The following is a 20,288-nucleotide window of genomic DNA, read 5'->3' on the forward strand; positions in this document are numbered from 1 at the left end:
GATAACTATGTGACTGGGGTGAGTGAGCGTAGCCAACACATAAGCGACTTGAAGTATGAAGGGTATATATCCTTAGTAAATCGTCACACCTTCTATGCCGGATGGCGGCTTATGCCTTATCCGGCCTACAAAAGCACGTTACCTGTAGGCCGGATAAGCGACGTGAGTATCGCCATCCGGCATTTTTCGTCTCTCGTGGCCTCCCCTCATCACCACAACATTTGTTAATAAAGCGCATATTTACCCAACCAACGTAGCGCTTTACACTAGGTGCGAATTTCATACAGAGGTGGCAATGAACGATTATAAAATGACGCCAGGGGAGCTGCGTGCCACATGGGGTTTAGGGACCGTCTTTTCGTTGCGTATGCTGGGCATGTTTATGGTTCTACCGGTACTGACCACATACGGTATGGCGCTACAGGGCGCCAGCGAAGCATTAATCGGCATTGCGATCGGCATTTACGGGCTGGCGCAGGCTATCTTTCAAATTCCCTTTGGGCTGCTGTCCGACCGCATTGGCCGTAAACCGCTGATTGTCGGCGGACTGGCGGTATTTGTCGCGGGTAGCGTCACTGCCGCACTCTCCCACTCAATCTGGGGCATTATTCTGGGGCGAGCGCTACAGGGGTCCGGCGCCATTGCCGCTGCCGTCATGGCGCTCCTGTCTGACCTGACCCGAGAGCAAAACCGCACCAAAGCGATGGCGTTTATCGGCGTCAGCTTTGGTATCACCTTCGCGATTGCGATGGTATTAGGGCCAATTGTTACCCATAGTCTGGGATTGAACGCGTTGTTCTGGATGATCGCCGCCCTCGCCACCCTGGGCATTCTTCTGACGATCTGGGTGGTTCCCAACAGTACCAACCATGTGCTGAATCGCGAATCCGGGATGGTCAAAGGCAGCTTCAGTAAAGTGCTGGCGGAGCCGAGGCTGCTCAAGCTCAATTTCGGCATTATGTGTCTGCATATTTTATTAATGTCCACCTTTGTCGCCCTGCCCGGCCAGCTTGCCGATGCCGGTTTCCCTGCCGCCGAACACTGGAAGGTGTATCTGGCAACCATGGTGATCGCCTTTGCCGCCGTCGTGCCTTTTATCATCTATGCTGAAGTCAAACGGCGGATGAAGCAGGTATTCCTGTTCTGCGTGGGGCTCATTATCGTCGCAGAAATCGTGTTGTGGGGAGCGGGCCAGCATTTCTGGGAGCTGGTGATTGGCGTACAACTCTTTTTCCTCGCCTTTAATCTGATGGAGGCGCTGCTGCCTTCGCTGATTAGCAAAGAATCGCCCGCGGGGTATAAAGGAACGGCGATGGGCGTCTATTCTACCAGTCAGTTTCTTGGCGTGGCGCTTGGCGGCTCGTTGGGCGGCTGGATAGACGGCACGTTTGATGGGCAAACCGTTTTTCTTGCCGGGGCCGTACTGGCGATGGTATGGCTGGCGGTGGCAAGTACCATGAAAGAGCCGCCCTATGTCAGCAGCCTGCGCGTGGAAATTCCAGCGGATATCGTTGCTGACGACAGGCTAAAACAGCGACTGTTGGCAATGAAAGGCGTAAGCGAAGTGCTGATCGTGGCGGAAGAGCATTCCGCTTACGTCAAAATCGACAGCAAAGTGACCAATCGCTTTGAAGTTGAACAGCTTATCAGCAAAGGATAAATACTGCATTGCCGGATGGCGGCGAGGCTCTATCCGGCATAACAACTTAATCGCGGAAGTTTTTGAACTGGAACGGCTGGCCCAAATCGCCGCCGCGAACCAGCGCCATTACCGATTGCAGATCGTCACGTGATTTGCCCGTCACGCGAATCTCTTCCCCCTGAATTTGCGCCTGCACCTTCAGTTTGCTGTCTTTAATCAGCTTGACGATTTTCTTCTGCACGGCGCTTTCAATGCCCTGCTTCAGCTTCGCTTCCACATACCAGGTTTTACCGCTATGCACGAACTCGTCCGGTACATCCAGCGAAGCGCCTTCAATACCGCGTTTAAGCAGCTTGGCGCGCAGAATATCGAGCAACTGATTGACCTGGAAATCGGACTCGCTCAGCACCTTGATGGTTTTATTGGCATCGTTCAGTTCAATAGTCGCCTCTACGCCACGAAAGTCAAAACGAGACTCAACCTCGCGAACCGCGTTATCCACGCCGTTACGCGCTTCCTGCAGATCAACTTCAGAAACAATATCGAAAGATGGCATCTTTTCTTCTCCCTTCATTTTCGTTGCGTTGCATAATACCTGCAACGAGGCTTAACGAGAAGCTTAGCTGATGACGCTATAATTAGCGCCACAACACCTGGCGCTGTTGCAGGTGAGGAGGAACAATGAAAATTACTGTACTGGGATGCGGAGCCTTAGGACAACTTTGGCTTTCGGCACTGTGCAAACACGGACATGACGTACAGGGCTGGCTACGGGTGCCACAACCTTATTGCAGCGTAAATCTGATCGACACCGATGGTTCCTTTTTCAACGAATCACTGACGGCAAACGATCCAGATTTTTTGGCGAAGAGCGAACTGTTATTAGTCACGCTGAAAGCGTGGCAGGTTTCCGACGCAGTACGAACCCTGGCGTCAACCCTACCGGTGACATCGCCTATCCTGCTCATTCATAATGGAATGGGAACCATAGAAGAACTGCAAAATATCCAACAGCCGATGTTGATGGGGACTATCACCCATGCTGCGCGCCGCGACGGTAATATCATTATTCATGTCGCTAACGGTACTACGCATATTGGCCCGGCGCGCGAGCAAGACGGCGATTACAGTTATCTCGCCGATATCCTGCAGGGGGTACTGCCCGATGTCGCCTGGCATAACAATATCCGCGCAGAGATGTGGCGTAAACTGGCGGTCAACTGTGTTATCAACCCGCTCACCGCGCTTTGGAACTGCCCGAACGGCGAGCTGCGCCATCATACTGATGAAATCAACGCGATTTGCGAAGAGGTCGCCGCCGTGATTGAACGTGAAGGCTACCACACATCGGCAGACAATTTACGCTATTATGTTGAGCAAGTGATTGACAGTACGGCAGAAAACATCTCATCCATGTTGCAGGACGTGCGCGCCATGCGCCATACCGAAATTGACTACATTACCGGTTATTTACTCAAGCGCGCCCGCGTGCACGGTCTCGCCGTTCCGGAAAATAGCCGCCTGTTTGAAATGGTAAAGCGAAAGGAGAGTGAGTATGAGCGCTCAGGCACTGGTATGCCTCGCCCCTGGTAGTGAAGAGACCGAAGCGGTCACCACTATCGATCTGCTGGTTCGCGGCGGAATCCACGTCACCACCGCCAGCGTCGCCAGCGATGGCAACCTGACGATTGTCTGCTCACGCGGTGTAAAGCTACTGGCGGATGCGCCGCTGGTTGAAGTTGCCGACGGCGATTATGACATCATCGTGTTGCCCGGCGGAATTAAAGGCGCCGAGTGCTTTCGCGACAGCCCGCTGCTGGTCGAAACCGTAAAACAGTTTCACCGCTCCGGGCGCATTGTCGCAGCCATTTGTGCCGCAGCCGCTACAGTGCTCGTGCCGCACGATATCTTCCCTATCGGCAATATGACCGGTTTTCCGGCGCTGAAAGATAAGATCCCCGCCGAACAGTGGCAGGATAAGCGTGTGGTGTGGGATGCGCGGGTAAAATTATTAACCAGCCAGGGACCGGGTACCGCTATCGATTTTGGTTTGAAAATCATCGACCTGTTGGTTGGTCGTGAAAAAGCGCATGAAGTGGCTTCGCAACTGGTGATGGCGGCGGGGATTTATAACTACTACGAATAAGAATGATTGCCGGATGGCGGCGTAAACACCTTATCCGGCCTACAAATGTGCAAGAACCGTCGGCCCGGTAAGCGTTGCGCCACCGGGCAATACTCAGCTTCCGTGCTGATTAGAACCACGGCGATCCGCTCATCACATTGCTATAAAACAGCATTCTTCCCGCCAGCTCACCGGTCACAATGAAGGCGATCCACGCCCAACTATGCACACCGTAGCGCAAACGAGAAACGCCCCATACCGCGACACAAAGGCTGGCGCATAACTGCCACCAGAGTAACGGGCTTGCAGCATCAGCGCCCGGAACACGGTATCGGACCCACAACGCGCCTGCGCTCAGCACGATGCCAAGCACAATGCCTCCCCGACACAACGCTGAAAACGAGTTATACCAATAACTATACGCCACCGCGACGCTCATAAAACCAAGCAGTACCGCCGTGCCCAGGAACCCCACCGGCGTAGCGACCGTGTGCCACAGCGGATGCAGCGCCATCTGATAATAGACTTGCGACGTCACCAGAATAGAAGCCAGCCCCACCAGCGCCGTCACCCCGCCCAAAATGCGCACCAGATAATGATTCGGCTTAAGCCAGCCTAACGCTAACCAGCAAAACATCGCGCCATTCAGCAAAATAAAGGCTATCACTTCCCGGCTAAGCCAGGACTTGCCTAACCCAACCAGCGAGCGGTATGCGCCAGCAGGTGTCCCCAGATGCACGAGAGAGGCCAGTGAACCTGTCACCGTAACGATCCAGAATAGCAACGCTAACAGGCGCTGCTGTTTTGCACTAAATTTCGCCGAGCTGAAATGCTGACACAGCGTTAACGCCAGCACGCCACCAATTCCCCATTGCGCGAAAACGGTGAAAAAGACCAATGGCAATTCATAGTGTTCCATTTTTCGCTCCTTAGCTCCGCGCCGGAATAATGACGATATTAGGTCCGCTGAGATTGTGATCCGGCAAGCCGTAGCGTTTTTCCAGCACCGTCCACTCCGTAGTGTATTCTTTGCGTAGCTCCTCAATATCACCAAAGCGCAGCACGCCTGCCGGACAGGATTCCACGCAGCGCGGCAGCAATCCTTCATCCAGCCGCTCCGCACACAGATTACACTTACTGGTTTTTCCCTCTTGCGGATCGTAAACCGGCGCGCTCCACGGACAGGCCATGATGCACATCCGGCAGCCAATACAGCGTTCATGATCCTGTACCACAATACCGTCCGCCCGCTTGGTATACGTGCCCGCCGGACACACCTTCATACACTGGGGATCGTCACAATGGTTGCAGGACATGCTGATAAACGCCTGCGTGTTGGGTTCATCGGTACGGCATTCGCGCACTCGACGCCATAACACGCCAAGCGGCGTCATATTTTCGGATTTGCAGGCCATGCTACAGGTCTTGCAGCCATAACAGTTCTGCATATCGATAAGAAATCCATATTGCTTCGTCACGATTAAGCCTCCCTTCTCACATCAACCAGTGTGCTGTTACAACAGTGTCCGTTGCTCAATAGCTCCACCTGATCGTTGGTCACATGGCTACTGCTTCCGCCCTGCTGCTCCCACCAGCCATTATCGAGGCTCACCACGCCTTGCTTAATATGCGTTGTGACGTCGGCAATGGCCCGGTGCTCGCCACGATGGTTGAAGACGACGACCCATTCTCCCGCCTTAATCTGGCGCTGACGCGCATCTTCCGGATGGATCATCACGTTAGGGCGATTACGCTGAACTTCCAGAATCCATTCATTCATACCATGACTGGAATGCACGCTACGCGCCAGTTTGCGCTGTACCGCCATCAACGGATATTGGCGGGCAAGTTCTGGCGATCCTTTCACCGACTCGCTGACCTGTTTCCACGTCACTACGGGCAGAAATTGCTTTTCCGCCCACTCCTCAATATAAAAATGGGCCTTGCCAGTAGACGTGCGGAACTGACCATCTTTGAAGGGAACCCAGTCCTCCTCAACGGGACACACCGGTCCTTTCTTCAACATTTCACGGGTGATACCCGATCCTTTAAGACAGGCGTCGATATAGTGCTCGATGGGTTGATTAAACACCTCGCCAAAACCAAAACGTTCAGCCAGACGGGCAAAAATCCAGTAGTCGGGCTTTGCTTCTCCAGGCGGCTCTACCGCTTTTTCCATTAACTGTACATAGTGGCTGCGCACGCCCGCCATTAAACTGACATCTTCAAAAATCGTCGTGACGGGCAGCACCAGATCGGCATACAACGCAGACGAACTCATCAGGTTATCCGCTACCACGACAAACGGTACTTTTTTAAAGGCCTCCCGGACCTGATTAGTATTGGGAAGTTGCGTCATCGCGCCCAGCGTCATGTTCCACCAGAACTTAATAGGATGCGGTTTTTCATTAACGATCCAGTCGCCGATTTTAGGAATGGGAATCGGGGGGATTTTTGCCGCATGGGACGCAGGAGGAATAATCGGCGAAAATTTTGCCATCTGTCTGACGCCGCCAGCATCACAAACGCCCGCGCCACGTTTACCGATATTGCCAGTGATCAATGCCAGGTAAAACTGGCTGGCGGCGACATAGGTGCCAAACTCCGTTCGCTGCGCCCCTGACATATTCTGGATAATCATCGCCGGCTGGGTAGAGGCATAGTCGCGCGCCAGGCGTAACACGGTCTGCGCAGGCACGTCGGTTTCGGTTTCTACTTTCTGCGGCGTCCAGGGTTTCGCCTGTTCCCACACCGCATCCAGCACCGTGGTAAATGCGCTATTGGTCGGCAGCTCCTCGCTGAGCAGTGCCGGAACCACGCCCGCTTCATCATGCCGCTTCAACGTTTTGGTCACGGTATCAAAGACCAGATAGCTATCTTTATCCTGTGGATCGGCGCGCATGAGCTGCTGTTGGTCATCCACCAGATACACCGCGCCCGTATGCGCGCGCAGAAAATCAGCATCGTGCCGCTTTTCCTGCATAATAATGTTAATCATTCCCAGCGCCAGCGCGATATCCGTACCGGGGACAATCGGCACCCACTCGTCCGCTTTGGCTGCGGTTTCATTAAATCGGGGGTCGATAACCACCATCCGCGCCCCATTACGTTGCGCCTGCGAATAATGTTTAAAATAGGCGTGCATGGTCACTGCCGGGTTATTTCCCCAGCACAGGATATAACGACTTTCGGCTATTGTGTCGCGGGTATCGGCATAGCGTAAACCGACCATCGGCATCATAGCCGCAGTGACGGCGGCGCAGCATAACGATCCGGCATGTTTTGTCGAGCCGCCCAGATAATCAAAAAATGCCTTACCCATATCATTCTTGATGGAGTCCATGTTCCCTGATGCGGCAGTCAGTAATAAACCTTTGTTGCCGTCCGTAGCGAGGGTTTCGCGAATTTTCTCCTCAATTAAATCCAGCGCCGCATTCCAGGTAATCGGTTTAAATTTGCCTTCGCCTTTTTCTCCCGTCCGCAGCAAAGGTTGTGTCAGACGTAACGGGTGGTACACCCATTTCGTGCGGCTAATTCCGCGCAAACAGCACTTCACGTTGAAACCTTTCGTCGCTTCGATTTTCATTAAGCGATCTTTCCATACGTAAGCGGTGAGATTGCAGTGCAGACACTCCATGGCACAGGTCGACTGAAATGTGCGGTAATCCGACGCCTTCAGGCGAAAACGCGGCAGCGGCGTACCGTTAGCCTGCCGTAACGTTAGAAAACTCGCGCTCAACGAGGCCAGCCCCACGACTCCCAACCCTTTCAATAAGGTTCTTCTTTTTAAACGAATATGACGTAATGCTTCCATGATTCAATCTCCAGAATGTTCACTATTAGTGAACCAAAGTACACCATTGATTAACTTGAGATGTATCAAGATCTAATCACTTAGTGGTAGATCTTTTTAAAAGGCAAAAGCAGTCATGATTTCCCGCACGATGGTATAATTGCGGGGAATTTGAGAAGAGAAAAAATATGGCTGAAATATCTCAAGGCGTGAATTCGGTTGATATCGCCGTTAACATTCTGACTTTTGTTGCCAGCCAGAACGGTCAGGCCAGGGCTATTGATATCGCGACAGGCTGTAACCTGTCTAAAAGCCGCTTACATAAATATCTGGTCTCTCTGTGTCGTACTGGCATGTTATGCCAAAATGAGAAAGGGCTTTATTTGTTGGGCGCAACGCTACGCCAACTGGTAGAAAGTCGTTCATTTGAACACGATCCGATCCGCGACCTTAACAACGTATTGATCACGTTTCGCGATACCTTTAATCACTCCACCGGCGTTGTGGTGGCGACGGATGCCGGGTTAGTGCTTAAACATTATCATCGCAGCTTCCGTAACGTTGATATCGATTTTCTTCCCAATACGCCGGTTCCGCTCCACGCCAGCGCCGCAGGGCAAATATGGATGAGTTTTTCCGGCTTTGAGGCGCAAGACAAAACGCAAGCAGAGCTGATTAGCCAGGCAAAAATGAAGGGTTATGCGGTTCGCTACAATCCAACGCAAGGGATCCCTGGCGCGCAGTCTATTGCCTGCCCGCTTCTGGATAGTAAAGAGAAGTTAATTGCGATTGCGGTGACGATGGGATTTTTTAGCACAGAAGCCATTCCAGATATCGCCAGCCAGCTACTACACGCGCTCGCCCCTCTGCATTAACGGGAGGCGCTTTGCCCCGGCGCGTATCGGTCCGGGGCAAATGGTCATTACGGGCGATACACCTTCACATTGGCAAACCCCTGCTCGCGCAGATAGAGCGCCTGCAGGCGACTCATTACGCCGCGTTCGCACCATAGCAGCCAGGTTTTGCTCTGATCGAGGTCGCCAAATTTAGTGCTCAGCTTGTAGAAAGGCAGCGAAACGACGTCGACGCCTTCCACTTTCAGCGGCTTGTCATCCTGCTCATCGACAGAACGGATATCCAGAATCACATCGTTGGCGCCAAAACCGCTAACGGTTTCTACTTCCACCACCTCCTGCTGGGTCTGCTGGGCGATTTCACGAATATCGACGTTGTTCGCTTCTTCTACCACCTTATCGAGAATACTGAAGTCGAAATTTTCTTCTTCGGCTTCAATTTTCGCTTTAATGGCTTTCACCGTCGGACTTTTTGAAATCACGCCACAGTATTCCGGCATCGTACGGGCAAAATCTTCCGTACCAATCTGGCGCGCCAGGTTGATAATGTGCTCTTTATCGTAAGAGATCAGCGGGCGCAGGATCAGCGTGTCAGACACGTTATCGATCAAGCGCAAATTGGTTAGCGTCTGGCTGGACACCTGGCCCAGCGCTTCGCCGGTCACCAGCGCCTGTACGCCGTAACGTTCCGCCACTTTCGACGCCGCGCGTACCATCATACGTTTGAGCACCACGCCCATCTGGCCGTCGTCAACTTTCTCCAGAATCTCGCCGACCACCGGTTCGAAGTTAATCGCCACAAAACGCACGCGATGGGAGCTGCCAAAGCGGTTCCACAGGTAATGCGCCACCTGGCGAACGCCGATTTCATGCGCCGCGCCGCCAAGGTTAAAGAAGCAGTAGTGTACGCGGCAGCCGCGACGCATCAGCATATAGCTGGAGACGCCGGAGTCAAAACCGCCGGAGATCAGCGACAGCACATCTTCCTGGGTGCCAATCGGGAAACCGCCAATACCTTCATAACGCCCTTTGATCAGCAGCAGGCGATCATCTTCCACTTCCAGATGCACCGTCACATCCGGGTTAGTGAGCTTCACGCGCGCCGATTCAATATGCTGATTTAATCCGCCGCCGACATAGCGCTCCACCTCAATGGAGCTAAACTCATGCTTACCGCGACGTTTTACGCGCACGCAGAAGGTTTTGCCTTCAAGCTGCTCGCGATACTGCACCAACGCTTTCTCGAAAATGTCGTGCATATCGGTGAACGGCACATCTTCGACTTCAAGAATATGGTGAATCCCCGGAATGCGGGTCAGCGCGTCGCGAATCGCCAGACGCTGGTTTTCATCTTTGGCGCGAACTTCAATGTTATCCCAGTGACGGACAACCGCGAGGGTCTCGTCGTAGTGCTTTAAAACGTTACGGATGTTCCCGGTTAAAATTTTTATAAAGCGCAAACGCACAGATTGGCTTTTGATAGTGATTTCCGGGAACAATTTAATGATAAACTTCATGGCGGCAATGGTTCTTTAGCAAGCTATCTAAGGCTTGTCGTGGAGAAATAGTACAGCAGCCCATACCTACGGCTGCATCCAGGCGCGGAAGTATATCACCATCACGGACATCTTGCGCATTTCCCCTTACCATTGCGCGTTATTTGCTTATCAGTGTGAGTCCGTTACCATAGACTTGTGCTGCCATTACAGAGAGTCAAACAGTCATCATGCCGAAGAAAAATGAGGCGCCCGCCAGCTTTGAAACTGCGCTGAGCGAGCTGGAACATATTGTTACCCGCCTGGAAAGCGGCGATTTGCCGCTGGAAGACGCGCTGAATGAATTCGAGCGCGGCGTACAACTGGCGCGTCAGGGGCAGGCAAAACTGCAGCAGGCGGAACAGCGCGTGCAAATTTTGCTGTCTGATAATGAAGAGGCTTCACCTGAGCCTTTTATCGCGGATAATGAGTAAATGGACTTTACGCAGCAGCTACAGGCTTGCGTAACGCAAGCGAATCAGGCGCTGAGCCGTTTTATCGCGCCACTGCCCTTTCAGAACACTCCCGTGGTCGAAGCCATGCAGTATGGCGCATTATTAGGCGGTAAACGCCTGCGGCCATTTCTGGTTTACGCCACCGGTCAAATGTTTGGCGTCAGTACGACAACGCTGGATGCGCCAGCTGCGGCGGTCGAATGCATTCATGCCTATTCGCTGATCCATGACGACCTGCCAGCAATGGACGATGACGATTTGCGTCGCGGCCTGCCGACTTGCCATATTAAATTTGGCGAAGCCAACGCAATCCTGGCGGGAGACGCGTTGCAGACGCTGGCGTTTGCCATTATCAGCGATGCGCCGATGCCGGAAGTCGCCGATCGCGATCGTATCGCGATGATCGCCGAACTGGCAAACGCCAGCGGCATCGCCGGTATGTGCGGCGGTCAGGCATTGGATCTGGCGGCAGAAGGCCAGCGGATCACTCTGGACGCGCTGGAACGCATTCATCGCCATAAGACCGGCGCGCTCATTCGCGCCGCCGTTAGACTTGGCGCGTTGAGCGCGGGCGATAAAGGACGGAATACTCTGCCGATACTTGACCGCTATGCAGAGAGTATCGGCCTTGCCTTCCAGGTTCAGGATGACATTCTGGATGTGGTGGGCGATACTGCAACGTTAGGTAAACGTCAGGGCGCAGACCAGCAGCTTGGCAAAAGTACCTACCCTGCACTTCTGGGTCTTGAGCAAGCCCGGAATAAAGCCCGGGACCTGATAGAGGACGCCCGTCAGTCGTTACATCAGCTGGCCGCGCAATCACTGGACACCTCGGCACTGGAAGCGCTAGCGAACTACATAATCCAGCGTGATAAATAAACCCCATATCCAATGAGCTTGCGATGAGTTTTGATATAGCCAAATACCCTACCCTGGCATTGGTCGACTCCACCCAGGAGTTACGACTGTTACCGAAAGAGAGTCTGCCGAAACTCTGCGACGAGCTACGCCGCTACTTACTCGACAGCGTAAGCCGTTCCAGCGGGCACTTCGCTTCCGGGCTGGGCACGGTAGAACTTACCGTGGCGCTGCATTATGTCTACAACACCCCGTTTGACCAGCTAATCTGGGATGTTGGACACCAGGCTTATCCACATAAAATCCTTACCGGTCGTCGCGACAAAATCGGCACCATTCGCCAGAAAGGCGGTCTGCACCCGTTCCCGTGGCGCGGAGAAAGCGAATACGATGTGCTGAGCGTTGGGCATTCCTCCACCTCCATCAGCGCCGGTATCGGCATTGCCGTGGCGGCGGAGAAAGAAGGCAAAGATCGCCGCACCGTCTGTGTGATCGGCGACGGCGCCATCACCGCCGGTATGGCGTTTGAAGCAATGAATCACGCAGGCGATATCCGGCCCGACATGCTGGTCATTCTGAACGACAATGAAATGTCGATTTCGGAAAACGTCGGCGCGCTCAACAACCATCTGGCGCAGCTACTTTCCGGTAAGCTTTACTCTTCTCTGCGCGAAGGCGGAAAAAAGGTCTTCTCCGGCGTACCGCCAATTAAAGAACTGCTCAAGCGTACCGAAGAACATATTAAAGGCATGGTTGTGCCGGGAACACTGTTCGAAGAGCTGGGCTTTAACTACATCGGGCCGGTCGATGGTCACGATGTCATGGGGCTTATCAGCACATTGAAGAACATGCGCGACCTGAAAGGCCCGCAGTTCCTGCATATCATGACCAAAAAAGGCCGCGGCTATGAGCCCGCGGAAAAAGATCCGATCACTTTCCATGCGGTGCCTAAATTTGATCCTTCCAGCGGATGTTTGCCGAAAAGCAGCGGCGGTCTGCCAGGTTATTCAAAAATCTTCGGTGACTGGCTGTGTGAAACCGCCGCCAAAGACAGCACGCTGATGGCGATCACCCCGGCAATGCGCGAAGGTTCCGGCATGGTGGAATTTTCACGTAAATTCCCGGATCGCTATTTTGACGTCGCCATCGCCGAGCAGCATGCCGTCACCTTCGCCGCAGGTCTGGCGATTGGCGGCTATAAGCCCGTCGTGGCGATCTACTCTACTTTCCTGCAACGCGCCTACGATCAGGTCATCCATGACGTCGCTATCCAGAAACTGCCGGTCATGTTCGCCATCGATCGCGCCGGTATCGTTGGCGCGGATGGGCAAACGCACCAGGGCGCGTTCGATCTCTCCTATCTGCGCTGCATCCCGGATATGGTGATCATGACGCCAAGCGACGAAAACGAATGTCGCCAGATGTTATTTACCGGGTATCACTATAACGACGGCCCGACGGCAGTACGTTATCCACGCGGTAATGCGCAGGGCGTGGCGCTAACCCCGCTGGAAAAACTGCCTATTGGTAAAGGCCTTGTGAAGCGTCATGGTGAAAAACTGGCGATTCTGAACTTTGGCACCTTAATGCCTGAGGCGGCGAAAGTCGCCGAAGCGCTGAACGCCACGCTGGTCGACATGCGCTTTGTTAAGCCGCTGGACGACACGTTAATTCTGGAGATGGCCGCGCAGCATGACGCGCTGGTGACGCTGGAAGAAAACGCCATTATGGGCGGCGCTGGCAGCGGCGTAAACGAAGTGCTAATGGCCCATCGTAAACCTGTACCTGTGCTGAATATCGGTCTTCCGGATTTCTTTATCCCGCAAGGAACGCAGGAAGAAGCCCGCGCGGAACTGGGGCTTGACGCCGCAGGCATTGAAGCCAAAATCAAGGCCTGGCTGGCATAATTCCCTCTTTGCTCCTGCTATGCTTGAAGAGTGACGGATATAACAGGAGCGGAGTCATGCAATACAACACGTTAGGAAATACCGATCTTCAGGTGTCCCGCCTTTGTCTGGGCTGCATGACATTCGGCGAGCCGAGTCGCGGCAATCACGCCTGGACGCTTCCCGAAGAGAGCAGCCGTCCCATCATCAAGCGCGCCCTTGAGGGCGGCATTAACTTTTTTGATACCGCCAACAGCTACTCCGACGGCAGCAGCGAAGAGATTGTCGGCCGCGCGCTGCGTGATTTCGCCCGGCGCGACGAGGTGGTGGTAGCGACGAAAGTCTTCCATCGCGTCGGCGATCTGCCGGAAGGATTGTCCCGCGCGCAAATCCTGCGCTCTATTGACGATAGCCTCGCCCGTCTGGGAATGGAGTATGTCGATATCCTGCAAATCCACCGCTGGGATTACACCACGCCGATAGAAGAAACTCTGGAAGCGCTAAACGACGTGGTGAAGGCGGGTAAAGCCCGCTATATCGGCGCTTCCTCAATGCACGCCTCACAATTTGCCCAGGCGCTGGCGCTACAAAAACAACACGGCTGGGCGCCGTTTGTCACCATGCAGGATCACTATAACCTGATCTACCGCGAGGAAGAGCGTGAGATGCTACCGCTGTGCTGGCAGGAAGGCGTCGCCGTGATTCCGTGGAGTCCGCTGGCGCGCGGGCGCTTAACTCGCCCCTGGGGAGAAACCACGGCCCGCCTGGTCTCGGATGACGTGGGCAAAAATTTATACGCTGAAAGCGATAAAAATGATGCGCAAATAGCGGAACGGCTGGCTGGCGTCAGCGAGGCGCTTGGCGCAACGCGAGCGCAGGTCGCGCTGGCCTGGTTGCTCAGCAAACGAGGCGTCGCCGCGCCGATTATCGGCGCTTCGCGTGAAGAGCAGTTAGATGAGTTGCTGAATGCCGTTGATTTAACGCTCAAACCGGAGCAGATTGCCGAACTCGAAACACCGTACAAGCAGCATCCGGTGGTGGGATTTAAATAATCTGCCATTGCCCGATGGCGCGGCGCTTATCGGGCCTGCGAAATCGACATATTGTTCGGGGGGAGGCCGGATAAGGCGTTTACGCCTCCATCCGGCAACCCCTTTAAATGACCCCGATCGGCCAGTGATGACCGATAAAATACAGTATGCCGGCGGATATCACCCCGGCGACGATATCATCGATCATAATCCCCATGCCGCCGTGTACGTTGCGATCAAACCAACGGATCGGCCAGGGTTTCCACATATCCAGAATGCGGAAAATAACGAACCCGGCAGCCACCCACTGCCAGTCCGTCGTCGGCAACGCCATTAGCGTTATCCACATACCGATAAATTCATCCCAGACAATACTGCCGTGGTCGTGTACGCCCATATCTTTCGCCGTCTGATGGCAAAGATAAACGCCAATGCAGATCCCAAACATCACGACCAGCGAATAAAGCTGCCACGGCAGAAACGTCATCAGATACCAGAAGGGGATCGCCGCCAGCGAGCCCATCGTGCCCGGCACCACGGGGCTCAGCCCGCTGCCAAAGCCGGTAGCGAGCAGGTGCCACGGATTGCGCAAATTCAGGCGGCTTTTCGCAACATCTTTATGGCGTGGCAAAATGGTCATATCCTTTCCAGTCAAAGGTGACAGGCATTCCGTCACGTACAAAATTCAGCCCTTCAATATCTGCGCTCATTTGACCTATGCAGGTAAAGGGAACACCCAGTTGACCAATGGCGACATCCAGCGCGCCACGGTTCAGTTCCGGCACTGTAAAGCACAGCTCATAGTCTTCGCCGCCGGAAAGCGCCCAACGCAGCGCCTGCCCGTCATCAACATGGCGCATCATCGCATCGGATTTTGGCAGCGCATCAACATCTACTCTTGCTCCACAACCGCTGGCCTTGACGATATGCCCCAGATCGGAAATCAAACCATCGGAGAGATCGATAGCCGCGCTGGCGATATCACGCAGCGCCTGGCCGTGTAAAATACGCGGCGTCGGGCGTAAATGCCGTTGAATTAAATAGTGAGCGTCTGTCTCCTCCGACACCTGTAGCCGGTTTTGCAAAACCGCCAGCCCGGCAGCGCTGTCGCCCGGTGTACCGGTGACATAAATCCAGTCGCCCGGCTTCGCGCCAGATCGCTTGAGCGCGCGCCCTGCCGGGATATAACCGTGGATACCCAGCGTCATCGACAGCGGTCCACGCGTGGTGTCGCCGCCAATGAGCTGCATATCGTAGTAATTCAATAGCGCAAACAGACTGTCGCTAAAAGCTTCCAGCCACGGCTCATCCACTTCCGGCAACGTTAACGCCAGCGTTAACCAGGCCGGGTCGGCCCCCATCGCGGCCAGATCGCTTAAATTCACCGCCAACGCTTTATAAGCCAGATCGGCAGGATCGATATCAGGGAGGAAGTGGTTGCCCGCCACCAGCGTATCGGTACTGATCGCCAGGGTCTGCTTTTCAGGAATATTCAGGAGCGCGCAATCGTCGCCAATACCGGTTTCAACATCAAGACGAGAGCTTCTTACACGGTCAAAATAACGGGCAATCAGGGAAAACTCGCCACATGCCATACGTTATGCCTCAGCAGAAAAAAAGAAAAGGCCGGAGACGGCGGGTATCGATCGCCCGCTATCTTTCCGGCCTGTGAATCACTTTTTGTTGGGACGAATCACCGGAGCTGCTTTATCCAGTACGCCGTTGACGAATTTGTGGCTGTCTTCAGCGCCAAAGGTTTTCGCCAGTTCAATCGCTTCGTTGATGGCCACTTTATAAGGCACATCGCTGCGTTTTGACAGCTCAAACAACGCAATACGCAGCACGGCTTTTTCAACCTGTCCCAGCTCTTCAAGCAGGCGGGACAGATACGGTTTCATTAAACCATCCAGGTACGCGCTGTTAGTCGCCACCCCGGATAGCAGTTCACGGAAATAGAGAACGTCGACGTCTTTTACGTCCTGTTCCGCCAGGAACTGGTATTCAACATCAGCGATGTCGTTCTGGGACAACTGCCAGGAGTAAAGCGCCTGGACGGCACACTCACGGGCGCGGCGACGAGCAGCAGGTTTCACGGAATTCCCCTTACAAAAAATCAGGCCTTAATGGCTTTCAATACATTAATCATTTCAAGCGCGGTCAGCGCAGCTTCTGCGCCTTTATTACCGGCTTTTGTACCAGCACGTTCGATGGCTTGTTCAATACTCTCGGTGGTCAGAACACCAAAGGCTACCGGCACGCCGCTGTCCTGGGCAACGCTTGCCAGGCCATTGCTGGCGCCGCCTGCCACATATTCAAAGTGCGCAGTCCCCCCGCGAATCACGGTTCCCAGCGCAACCACGGCGTCATATTTACCGCTTTTCGCCAGCGCATCGGTCGCCAGCGGCAGTTCATAGGCGCCAGGCACCCACACTACGGTAATATTATCATCTTTTACCTGACCAATACGCGTCAGGGCATCAACCGCGCCATCCAGCAGGCTGTCGTTGATAAACTGATTGAAACGCGCAATAGTGATGGCGACGCGAGCGTCAGGGGCTGCAACGTTAGCTTTAATAATGTTCATATTCTCTCTTCCAGGGTTCATTTGGCCCCGCAGGGGGGCGGATTTTATCATAATAATTTGAGCGCTGCTCCCCTTTCGACGGGAGAACTCATGCGCTCACCATATGCAGGCAAACATCCGGGCCGACATGGCGTATTTCGCTGAAGGTAAATTGCGGCGCGTCGGCGAGCTTCTCAAGCCCCGGCAATTCGCATAATCCCCGCGCCTGGGTTCCCAACAATTTAGGCGCGACATAGACAATCAGTTCATCCACCAGCCCGGCTTGCAGCAACGCGCCCGCCAGTCCCGGTCCGGCTTCAACCCATATGCTATTAATCTGCTGCCTGCCTAACTGCATCATCAGCACAACCAGATCCAAATGTCCGTTGTGCGCCGGCACGCTGATAGTACGAACCGCATCGGGCCACGCGCGGCTATCTTCCTGGGTACGCGCGATCCACGTTTCGCCAGGCTGCTGCACAATACGATGCGCAGGCGTTACCCGGTTTTGGCTGTCGATAACAATTCGCACCGGCTGGCGCAGATTTTCCTGCGGGTAAGACGCCTGCGTAGAAGCGTCTAGCTCCGCCCAACGCACCGTCAAGGCCGGATCGTCAGCCAATACCGTCGCGCTACTGGTTAAAATAGCGTGACTTTGCGCACGCAAGCGCTGAACGTCGCGCCGGGCCTGCGGCGAGGTGATCCACTGGCTTTCGCCGCTGGCCATCGCCGTCCGTCCATCCACGGAGGCACCCAGTTTAAGCTGAAGATAAGGGAATCCGGTACGCATCCGCTTGAGGAAGCCTTTATTGAGCGCCTCCACTTCACTCATCATTAACCCGTGGCTGACCGCAATACCCGCCTGTTGCAGACGATACAGCCCGCGCCCGGCGACCTGTGGGTTCGGGTCCTGCATCGCGGCGACCACGCGCGCGACGCCGGCCGCAATCAGCGCATCGCAACATGGCGGCGTTCGCCCATGATGGCTACAGGGTTCAAGCGTGACATAGGCGGTTGCGCCTTTGGCTTTTGCGCCCGCCATCCGCAACGCATGGACCTCGGCGTGCGGCTCTCCGGCGCGATGGTGATAATCTTCGCCGACGATGTCGCCATTGTTAACAATGACACAGCCGACATTAGGGTTGGGGTGAGTGGTGAAACGTCCACGCTGCGCCAGTTTGAGCGCTCGCGCCATGTAAAACTCATCCTGCATGGCTTAGTCCTGTAGGCGAGCGATTTCTTCGCCAAAGTCTTTGATATCTTCGAAACTGCGATAGACGGAGGCAAAGCGAATATACGCGACTTTATCGAGTTTTTTCAGTTGCTCCATGACCAGGTTGCCAATCATCTTGCTGGGAACTTCACGCTCGCCAGTGGCACGTAATTGTGACTTAATATGATTCAATGCCATTTCAACATCGTCTGCGCTGACGGGCCTTTTTTCCAGCGCTCTCAACATGCCGCTACGCAGCTTATCCTCATTAAAGGGTTCGCGCACATCGTTGCTTTTTATCACGCGCGGCATGACCAGTTCAGCCACTTCAAAGGTCGTAAAGCGTTCATTACACACCAGGCACTGCCGACGGCGGCGCACGGACGAGCCCTCGCCTACAAGACGAGAGTCAATGACTTTGGTATCTACGGCGAAACAAAATGGGCAATGCATACGGCGTCCTGACCAGATGATTTAGAAAACACTATTTTACCCTGAACTGGCGCGACAACAAAGGCGGAGCGCTTTTGAGATAAAGGATCGGTGCCTTTATGCGTATAGCGCACTACCATTACGCTATCGTACCATGAAGGAAATGATCGACATGACAAGACGTTACCTAAGAATTCTCCTGGTGGGAAGTCTCTTGAGCCTGACCGCCTGCGCGCCGCAGAGCGAAGTTCGCCAGATGCATCAAAGCATTAGCACCCTGAATAAAGAGATGACCCAACTGAATCAGGAAACGGTAAAAATTACCCAACAAAATAAGCTGAATGCGGAGTCAACCCGCGGCGTCTATTTGTTGCCTGGCGCCAATACGCCTGCCCGGCTGGAGAGTCAGATCGGTACGCTACGTATGACATTGCTGGAAATTACGCCTGTCGCAGACGGCGCTCACGCAACGTTACGCATTCAGGGCGAGTCCCGCGATCCGCTGCCGGCATTCAGCGCTACCGTAGAGTACGGGCAAATTCAGGGCACTACGGAGAACTATCAGGAGGTGAATGCACAGAGCCTTCTGGTAAATGCCCCTGCCAGCTTGCTGGCGCCCAGTGATGTCAATATTTCGTTACCGTTGAAGGGGATCACACCGGCGCAGTTAGGCTTCATTCGCATCCATGATATTCAGCCTGTTAATCAATAAACGTTCTGGCGGAGCGTTTTGTGCGTTCCGCAACATCCCCCGCGCGACTTTTGTTGCCCTACTGACATTTTCGTCATTTATGACATAGATTGGTAATATTCATGAAATGCAGTACTGTCGCCGCACCTAAAATGCGCAAACGTGAACGCAATCGATTACGTAAATGATAGATATGTGAAACAAGACATATTTTTGTGAGCAATGATTTTTATAATAAGCTCCGCAGAAACACGAAATATTTAGAAACGCAAATTGCGTTCTTTTCACTCCCGTAAGGGATTTCAAACAGTGGCATACATATGAAAAAAACTTTACTCGCAGTCAGCGCAGCGCTGGCGCTCACCTCATCTTTTACTGCTAACGCAGCAGAAAATGATCAGCCGCAGTATTTGTCCGACTGGTGGCACCAGAGCGTAAACGTGGTAGGCAGCTACCATACCCGTTTCTCGCCGAAATTGAACAACGACGTCTATCTGGAATATGAAGCATTTGCCAAAAAAGACTGGTTTGATTTCTACGGCTATATCGATATTCCCAAAACCTTTGATTGGGGTAACGGCAACGATAAAGGTATCTGGTCCGACGGTTCTCCGCTGTTCATGGAAATCGAACCGCGTTTCTCGATTGATAAGCTGACCGGCGCAGACCTGAGCTTCGGCCCGTTTAAAGAGTGGTATTTCGCCAACAACTACATCTACGATATGGGCGATAACAAAGCCAGCCGCCAGAGCACGTGGTATATGGGTCTGGGGACCGATATTGACACCGGCCTGCCGATGGGCCTGTCGCTGAACGTGTATGCGAAATATCAGTGGCAAAACTACGGCGCGTCCAATGAAAACGAATGGGACGGCTACCGTTTCAAAGTGAAATACTTCGTCCCCATCACCGATCTGTGGGGCGGTAAACTGAGCTATATCGGCTTTACCAACTTTGACTGGGGATCTGATTTAGGCGACGATCCGAACCGTACCAGCAATTCCATCGCTTCCAGCCATATCCTGGCGCTGAACTACGATCACTGGCACTACTCGGTCGTTGCGCGTTACTTCCATAACGGCGGACAGTGGCAGAATGGCGCAAAACTGAACTGGGGCGACGGCGATTTCAGCGCGAAATCTACCGGCTGGGGCGGCTACCTGGTCGTGGGTTATAACTTCTAAACCTGCAAAAAAGGCCAGAGGTCGCC

Annotated in this window: 21 protein-coding genes and 1 pseudogene; 11 read left to right on the forward strand and 11 right to left on the reverse strand. The window is 53.9% G+C overall.

Annotated elements, in window-relative coordinates; all coding sequences use genetic code 11:
* Positions 1-295 precede the first annotated feature (295 nt).
* Positions 296-1,660, forward strand: a complete 1,365-nt coding sequence (locus ACLD11_RS09715) for an MFS transporter (RefSeq protein WP_411014839.1) — start codon at positions 296-298, stop codon at positions 1,658-1,660.
* Between the two features lie 46 nt (positions 1,661-1,706).
* Here the strand turns inward: ACLD11_RS09715 and ACLD11_RS09720 are convergent, their stop codons facing one another.
* A complete protein-coding gene (locus ACLD11_RS09720; protein WP_001138913.1) occupies positions 1,707-2,198 on the reverse strand; it encodes a YajQ family cyclic di-GMP-binding protein in 492 nt (163 codons plus the stop codon).
* A 125-nt stretch (positions 2,199-2,323) separates the two neighbouring features.
* On the opposite strand from ACLD11_RS09720, the gene panE reads away from it, so the two are divergent.
* Both panE and yajL read left to right on the forward strand, forming a co-directional pair.
* Entirely contained in the window at positions 2,324-3,235 is a 912-nt protein-coding gene (gene panE / locus ACLD11_RS09725) for a 2-dehydropantoate 2-reductase (protein WP_261908284.1), read from the forward strand.
* Complete coding sequence (gene yajL / locus ACLD11_RS09730) at positions 3,198-3,788, forward strand: protein deglycase YajL (RefSeq protein WP_001275809.1); 591 nt, start codon at positions 3,198-3,200, stop codon at positions 3,786-3,788. The genes panE and yajL overlap by 38 nt, the downstream gene beginning before the upstream one ends.
* A 109-nt stretch (positions 3,789-3,897) precedes the next feature.
* On the opposite strand, the gene ACLD11_RS09735 is transcribed toward yajL, so the two are convergent.
* From ACLD11_RS09735 to ACLD11_RS09745, 3 genes are read right to left on the reverse strand one after another with little or no spacing between them, the layout of a single operon-like run.
* Positions 3,898-4,686 (reverse strand): dimethyl sulfoxide reductase anchor subunit family protein, encoded by a 789-nt coding sequence (locus ACLD11_RS09735; protein WP_058331281.1) that lies wholly within the window; start codon positions 4,684-4,686, stop codon positions 3,898-3,900.
* Between the two features lie 10 nt (positions 4,687-4,696).
* Entirely contained in the window at positions 4,697-5,245 is a 549-nt protein-coding gene (locus tag ACLD11_RS09740; protein ID WP_001533962.1) for a 4Fe-4S dicluster domain-containing protein, read from the reverse strand.
* 2 nt (positions 5,246-5,247) lie between these two features.
* On the reverse strand, positions 5,248-7,581 hold the full coding sequence (locus ACLD11_RS09745) for a molybdopterin-dependent oxidoreductase (RefSeq protein ID WP_411014840.1): 2,334 nt from the start codon (positions 7,579-7,581) through the stop codon (positions 5,248-5,250).
* Between the two features lie 167 nt (positions 7,582-7,748).
* Here ACLD11_RS09745 and ACLD11_RS09750 point away from each other — a divergent pair, with 167 nt between their 5' ends.
* Positions 7,749-8,435, forward strand: a complete 687-nt coding sequence (locus tag ACLD11_RS09750) for a helix-turn-helix domain-containing protein (RefSeq protein ID WP_000808044.1) — start codon at positions 7,749-7,751, stop codon at positions 8,433-8,435.
* 47 nt (positions 8,436-8,482) lie between these two features.
* On the opposite strand, the gene thiI is transcribed toward ACLD11_RS09750, so the two are convergent.
* Positions 8,483-9,931 (reverse strand): tRNA uracil 4-sulfurtransferase ThiI, encoded by a 1,449-nt coding sequence (thiI, locus tag ACLD11_RS09755; protein WP_183059577.1) that lies wholly within the window; start codon positions 9,929-9,931, stop codon positions 8,483-8,485.
* Between the two features lie 209 nt (positions 9,932-10,140).
* On the opposite strand from thiI, the gene xseB reads away from it, so the two are divergent.
* The 5 genes and pseudogenes from xseB to ACLD11_RS09780 all read left to right on the forward strand — a co-directional run.
* Complete coding sequence (xseB, locus tag ACLD11_RS09760; RefSeq protein WP_001124944.1) at positions 10,141-10,383, forward strand: exodeoxyribonuclease VII small subunit; 243 nt, start codon at positions 10,141-10,143, stop codon at positions 10,381-10,383.
* Complete coding sequence (gene ispA, locus ACLD11_RS09765) at positions 10,384-11,283, forward strand: (2E,6E)-farnesyl diphosphate synthase (protein ID WP_024797529.1); 900 nt, start codon at positions 10,384-10,386, stop codon at positions 11,281-11,283. It abuts the gene before it with no gap.
* Between the two features lie 23 nt (positions 11,284-11,306).
* Positions 11,307-13,169 (forward strand): 1-deoxy-D-xylulose-5-phosphate synthase, encoded by a 1,863-nt coding sequence (dxs, locus tag ACLD11_RS09770; protein ID WP_411014841.1) that lies wholly within the window; start codon positions 11,307-11,309, stop codon positions 13,167-13,169.
* 56 nt (positions 13,170-13,225) lie between these two features.
* Positions 13,226-14,200 (forward strand): aldo/keto reductase, encoded by a 975-nt coding sequence (locus ACLD11_RS09775; RefSeq protein WP_411014842.1) that lies wholly within the window; start codon positions 13,226-13,228, stop codon positions 14,198-14,200.
* Positions 14,201-14,207: 7 nt separating this feature from the next.
* A pseudogene (locus ACLD11_RS09780) lies at positions 14,208-14,296 on the forward strand (hypothetical protein); the annotation flags it as partial.
* Positions 14,297-14,303: 7 nt separating this feature from the next.
* Here ACLD11_RS09780 and pgpA read toward each other — a convergent pair.
* The 6 genes from pgpA to nrdR all read right to left on the reverse strand — a co-directional run bounded on the left by pgpA (position 14,304) and on the right by nrdR (position 18,408).
* Positions 14,304-14,819: a phosphatidylglycerophosphatase A gene (pgpA, locus tag ACLD11_RS09785; protein ID WP_000154062.1), complete on the reverse strand. Its 516-nt coding sequence runs from the start codon at positions 14,817-14,819 to the stop codon at positions 14,304-14,306.
* Complete coding sequence (gene thiL, locus ACLD11_RS09790; protein ID WP_000752138.1) at positions 14,797-15,774, reverse strand: thiamine-phosphate kinase; 978 nt, start codon at positions 15,772-15,774, stop codon at positions 14,797-14,799. The genes pgpA and thiL overlap by 23 nt, the downstream gene beginning before the upstream one ends.
* 78 nt (positions 15,775-15,852) lie before the next feature.
* Positions 15,853-16,272 carry a transcription antitermination factor NusB gene (gene nusB / locus ACLD11_RS09795; RefSeq protein ID WP_000801129.1) on the reverse strand — a complete coding sequence of 140 codons (420 nt, stop codon included), beginning with the start codon at positions 16,270-16,272 and terminating at the stop codon, positions 15,853-15,855.
* A 20-nt stretch (positions 16,273-16,292) separates the two neighbouring features.
* Complete coding sequence (gene ribE, locus ACLD11_RS09800) at positions 16,293-16,763, reverse strand: 6,7-dimethyl-8-ribityllumazine synthase (protein ID WP_001021370.1); 471 nt, start codon at positions 16,761-16,763, stop codon at positions 16,293-16,295.
* An 88-nt stretch (positions 16,764-16,851) separates the two neighbouring features.
* A complete protein-coding gene (gene ribD / locus ACLD11_RS09805) occupies positions 16,852-17,955 on the reverse strand; it encodes a bifunctional diaminohydroxyphosphoribosylaminopyrimidine deaminase/5-amino-6-(5-phosphoribosylamino)uracil reductase RibD (RefSeq protein ID WP_411014843.1) in 1,104 nt (367 codons plus the stop codon).
* A 3-nt stretch (positions 17,956-17,958) separates the two neighbouring features.
* Positions 17,959-18,408 (reverse strand): transcriptional regulator NrdR, encoded by a 450-nt coding sequence (gene nrdR / locus ACLD11_RS09810; RefSeq protein WP_000543533.1) that lies wholly within the window; start codon positions 18,406-18,408, stop codon positions 17,959-17,961.
* 151 nt (positions 18,409-18,559) lie between these two features.
* Here nrdR and ACLD11_RS09815 point away from each other — a divergent pair, with 151 nt between their 5' ends.
* Both ACLD11_RS09815 and ACLD11_RS09820 read left to right on the forward strand, forming a co-directional pair.
* Positions 18,560-19,099 (forward strand): DUF3251 domain-containing protein, encoded by a 540-nt coding sequence (locus ACLD11_RS09815; RefSeq protein ID WP_000198486.1) that lies wholly within the window; start codon positions 18,560-18,562, stop codon positions 19,097-19,099.
* Between the two features lie 299 nt (positions 19,100-19,398).
* Positions 19,399-20,262 carry a nucleoside-specific channel-forming protein Tsx gene (locus ACLD11_RS09820; protein WP_000752021.1) on the forward strand — a complete coding sequence of 288 codons (864 nt, stop codon included), beginning with the start codon at positions 19,399-19,401 and terminating at the stop codon, positions 20,260-20,262.
* Positions 20,263-20,288: the final 26 nt, after the last annotated feature.

Source organism: Salmonella sp. 741265116_PST (genome assembly GCF_046567715.1).
Classification (GTDB): domain Bacteria; phylum Pseudomonadota; class Gammaproteobacteria; order Enterobacterales; family Enterobacteriaceae; genus Salmonella; species Salmonella enterica.

Bases quoted from the DNA above. Each gene is read 5' to 3' on its own strand.
- ACLD11_RS09735 (WP_058331281.1), bottom strand. From the start codon at position 4,686: ATGGAACACTATGAATTGCCATTGGTCTTTTTCACCGTTTTCGCGCAA.
- thiL (WP_000752138.1), bottom strand. From the start codon at position 15,774: ATGGCATGTGGCGAGTTTTCCCTGATTGCCCGTTATTTTGACCGTGTA.
- xseB (WP_001124944.1), top strand. From the start codon at position 10,141: ATGCCGAAGAAAAATGAGGCGCCCGCCAGCTTTGAAACTGCGCTGAGC.
- ribD (WP_411014843.1), bottom strand. From the start codon at position 17,955: ATGCAGGATGAGTTTTACATGGCGCGAGCGCTCAAACTGGCGCAGCGT.
- panE (WP_261908284.1), top strand. From the start codon at position 2,324: ATGAAAATTACTGTACTGGGATGCGGAGCCTTAGGACAACTTTGGCTT.
- yajL (WP_001275809.1), top strand. From the start codon at position 3,198: ATGAGCGCTCAGGCACTGGTATGCCTCGCCCCTGGTAGTGAAGAGACC.
- ACLD11_RS09750 (WP_000808044.1), top strand. From the start codon at position 7,749: ATGGCTGAAATATCTCAAGGCGTGAATTCGGTTGATATCGCCGTTAAC.
- ACLD11_RS09815 (WP_000198486.1), top strand. From the start codon at position 18,560: ATGACAAGACGTTACCTAAGAATTCTCCTGGTGGGAAGTCTCTTGAGC.
- ACLD11_RS09820 (WP_000752021.1), top strand. From the start codon at position 19,399: ATGAAAAAAACTTTACTCGCAGTCAGCGCAGCGCTGGCGCTCACCTCA.
- ACLD11_RS09775 (WP_411014842.1), top strand. From the start codon at position 13,226: ATGCAATACAACACGTTAGGAAATACCGATCTTCAGGTGTCCCGCCTT.
- nrdR (WP_000543533.1), bottom strand. From the start codon at position 18,408: ATGCATTGCCCATTTTGTTTCGCCGTAGATACCAAAGTCATTGACTCT.
- pgpA (WP_000154062.1), bottom strand. From the start codon at position 14,819: ATGACCATTTTGCCACGCCATAAAGATGTTGCGAAAAGCCGCCTGAAT.
- ACLD11_RS09720 (WP_001138913.1), bottom strand. From the start codon at position 2,198: ATGCCATCTTTCGATATTGTTTCTGAAGTTGATCTGCAGGAAGCGCGT.
- dxs (WP_411014841.1), top strand. From the start codon at position 11,307: ATGAGTTTTGATATAGCCAAATACCCTACCCTGGCATTGGTCGACTCC.
- ribE (WP_001021370.1), bottom strand. From the start codon at position 16,763: ATGAACATTATTAAAGCTAACGTTGCAGCCCCTGACGCTCGCGTCGCC.
- thiI (WP_183059577.1), bottom strand. From the start codon at position 9,931: ATGAAGTTTATCATTAAATTGTTCCCGGAAATCACTATCAAAAGCCAA.
- ACLD11_RS09745 (WP_411014840.1), bottom strand. From the start codon at position 7,581: ATGGAAGCATTACGTCATATTCGTTTAAAAAGAAGAACCTTATTGAAA.
- ispA (WP_024797529.1), top strand. From the start codon at position 10,384: ATGGACTTTACGCAGCAGCTACAGGCTTGCGTAACGCAAGCGAATCAG.
- ACLD11_RS09715 (WP_411014839.1), top strand. From the start codon at position 296: ATGAACGATTATAAAATGACGCCAGGGGAGCTGCGTGCCACATGGGGT.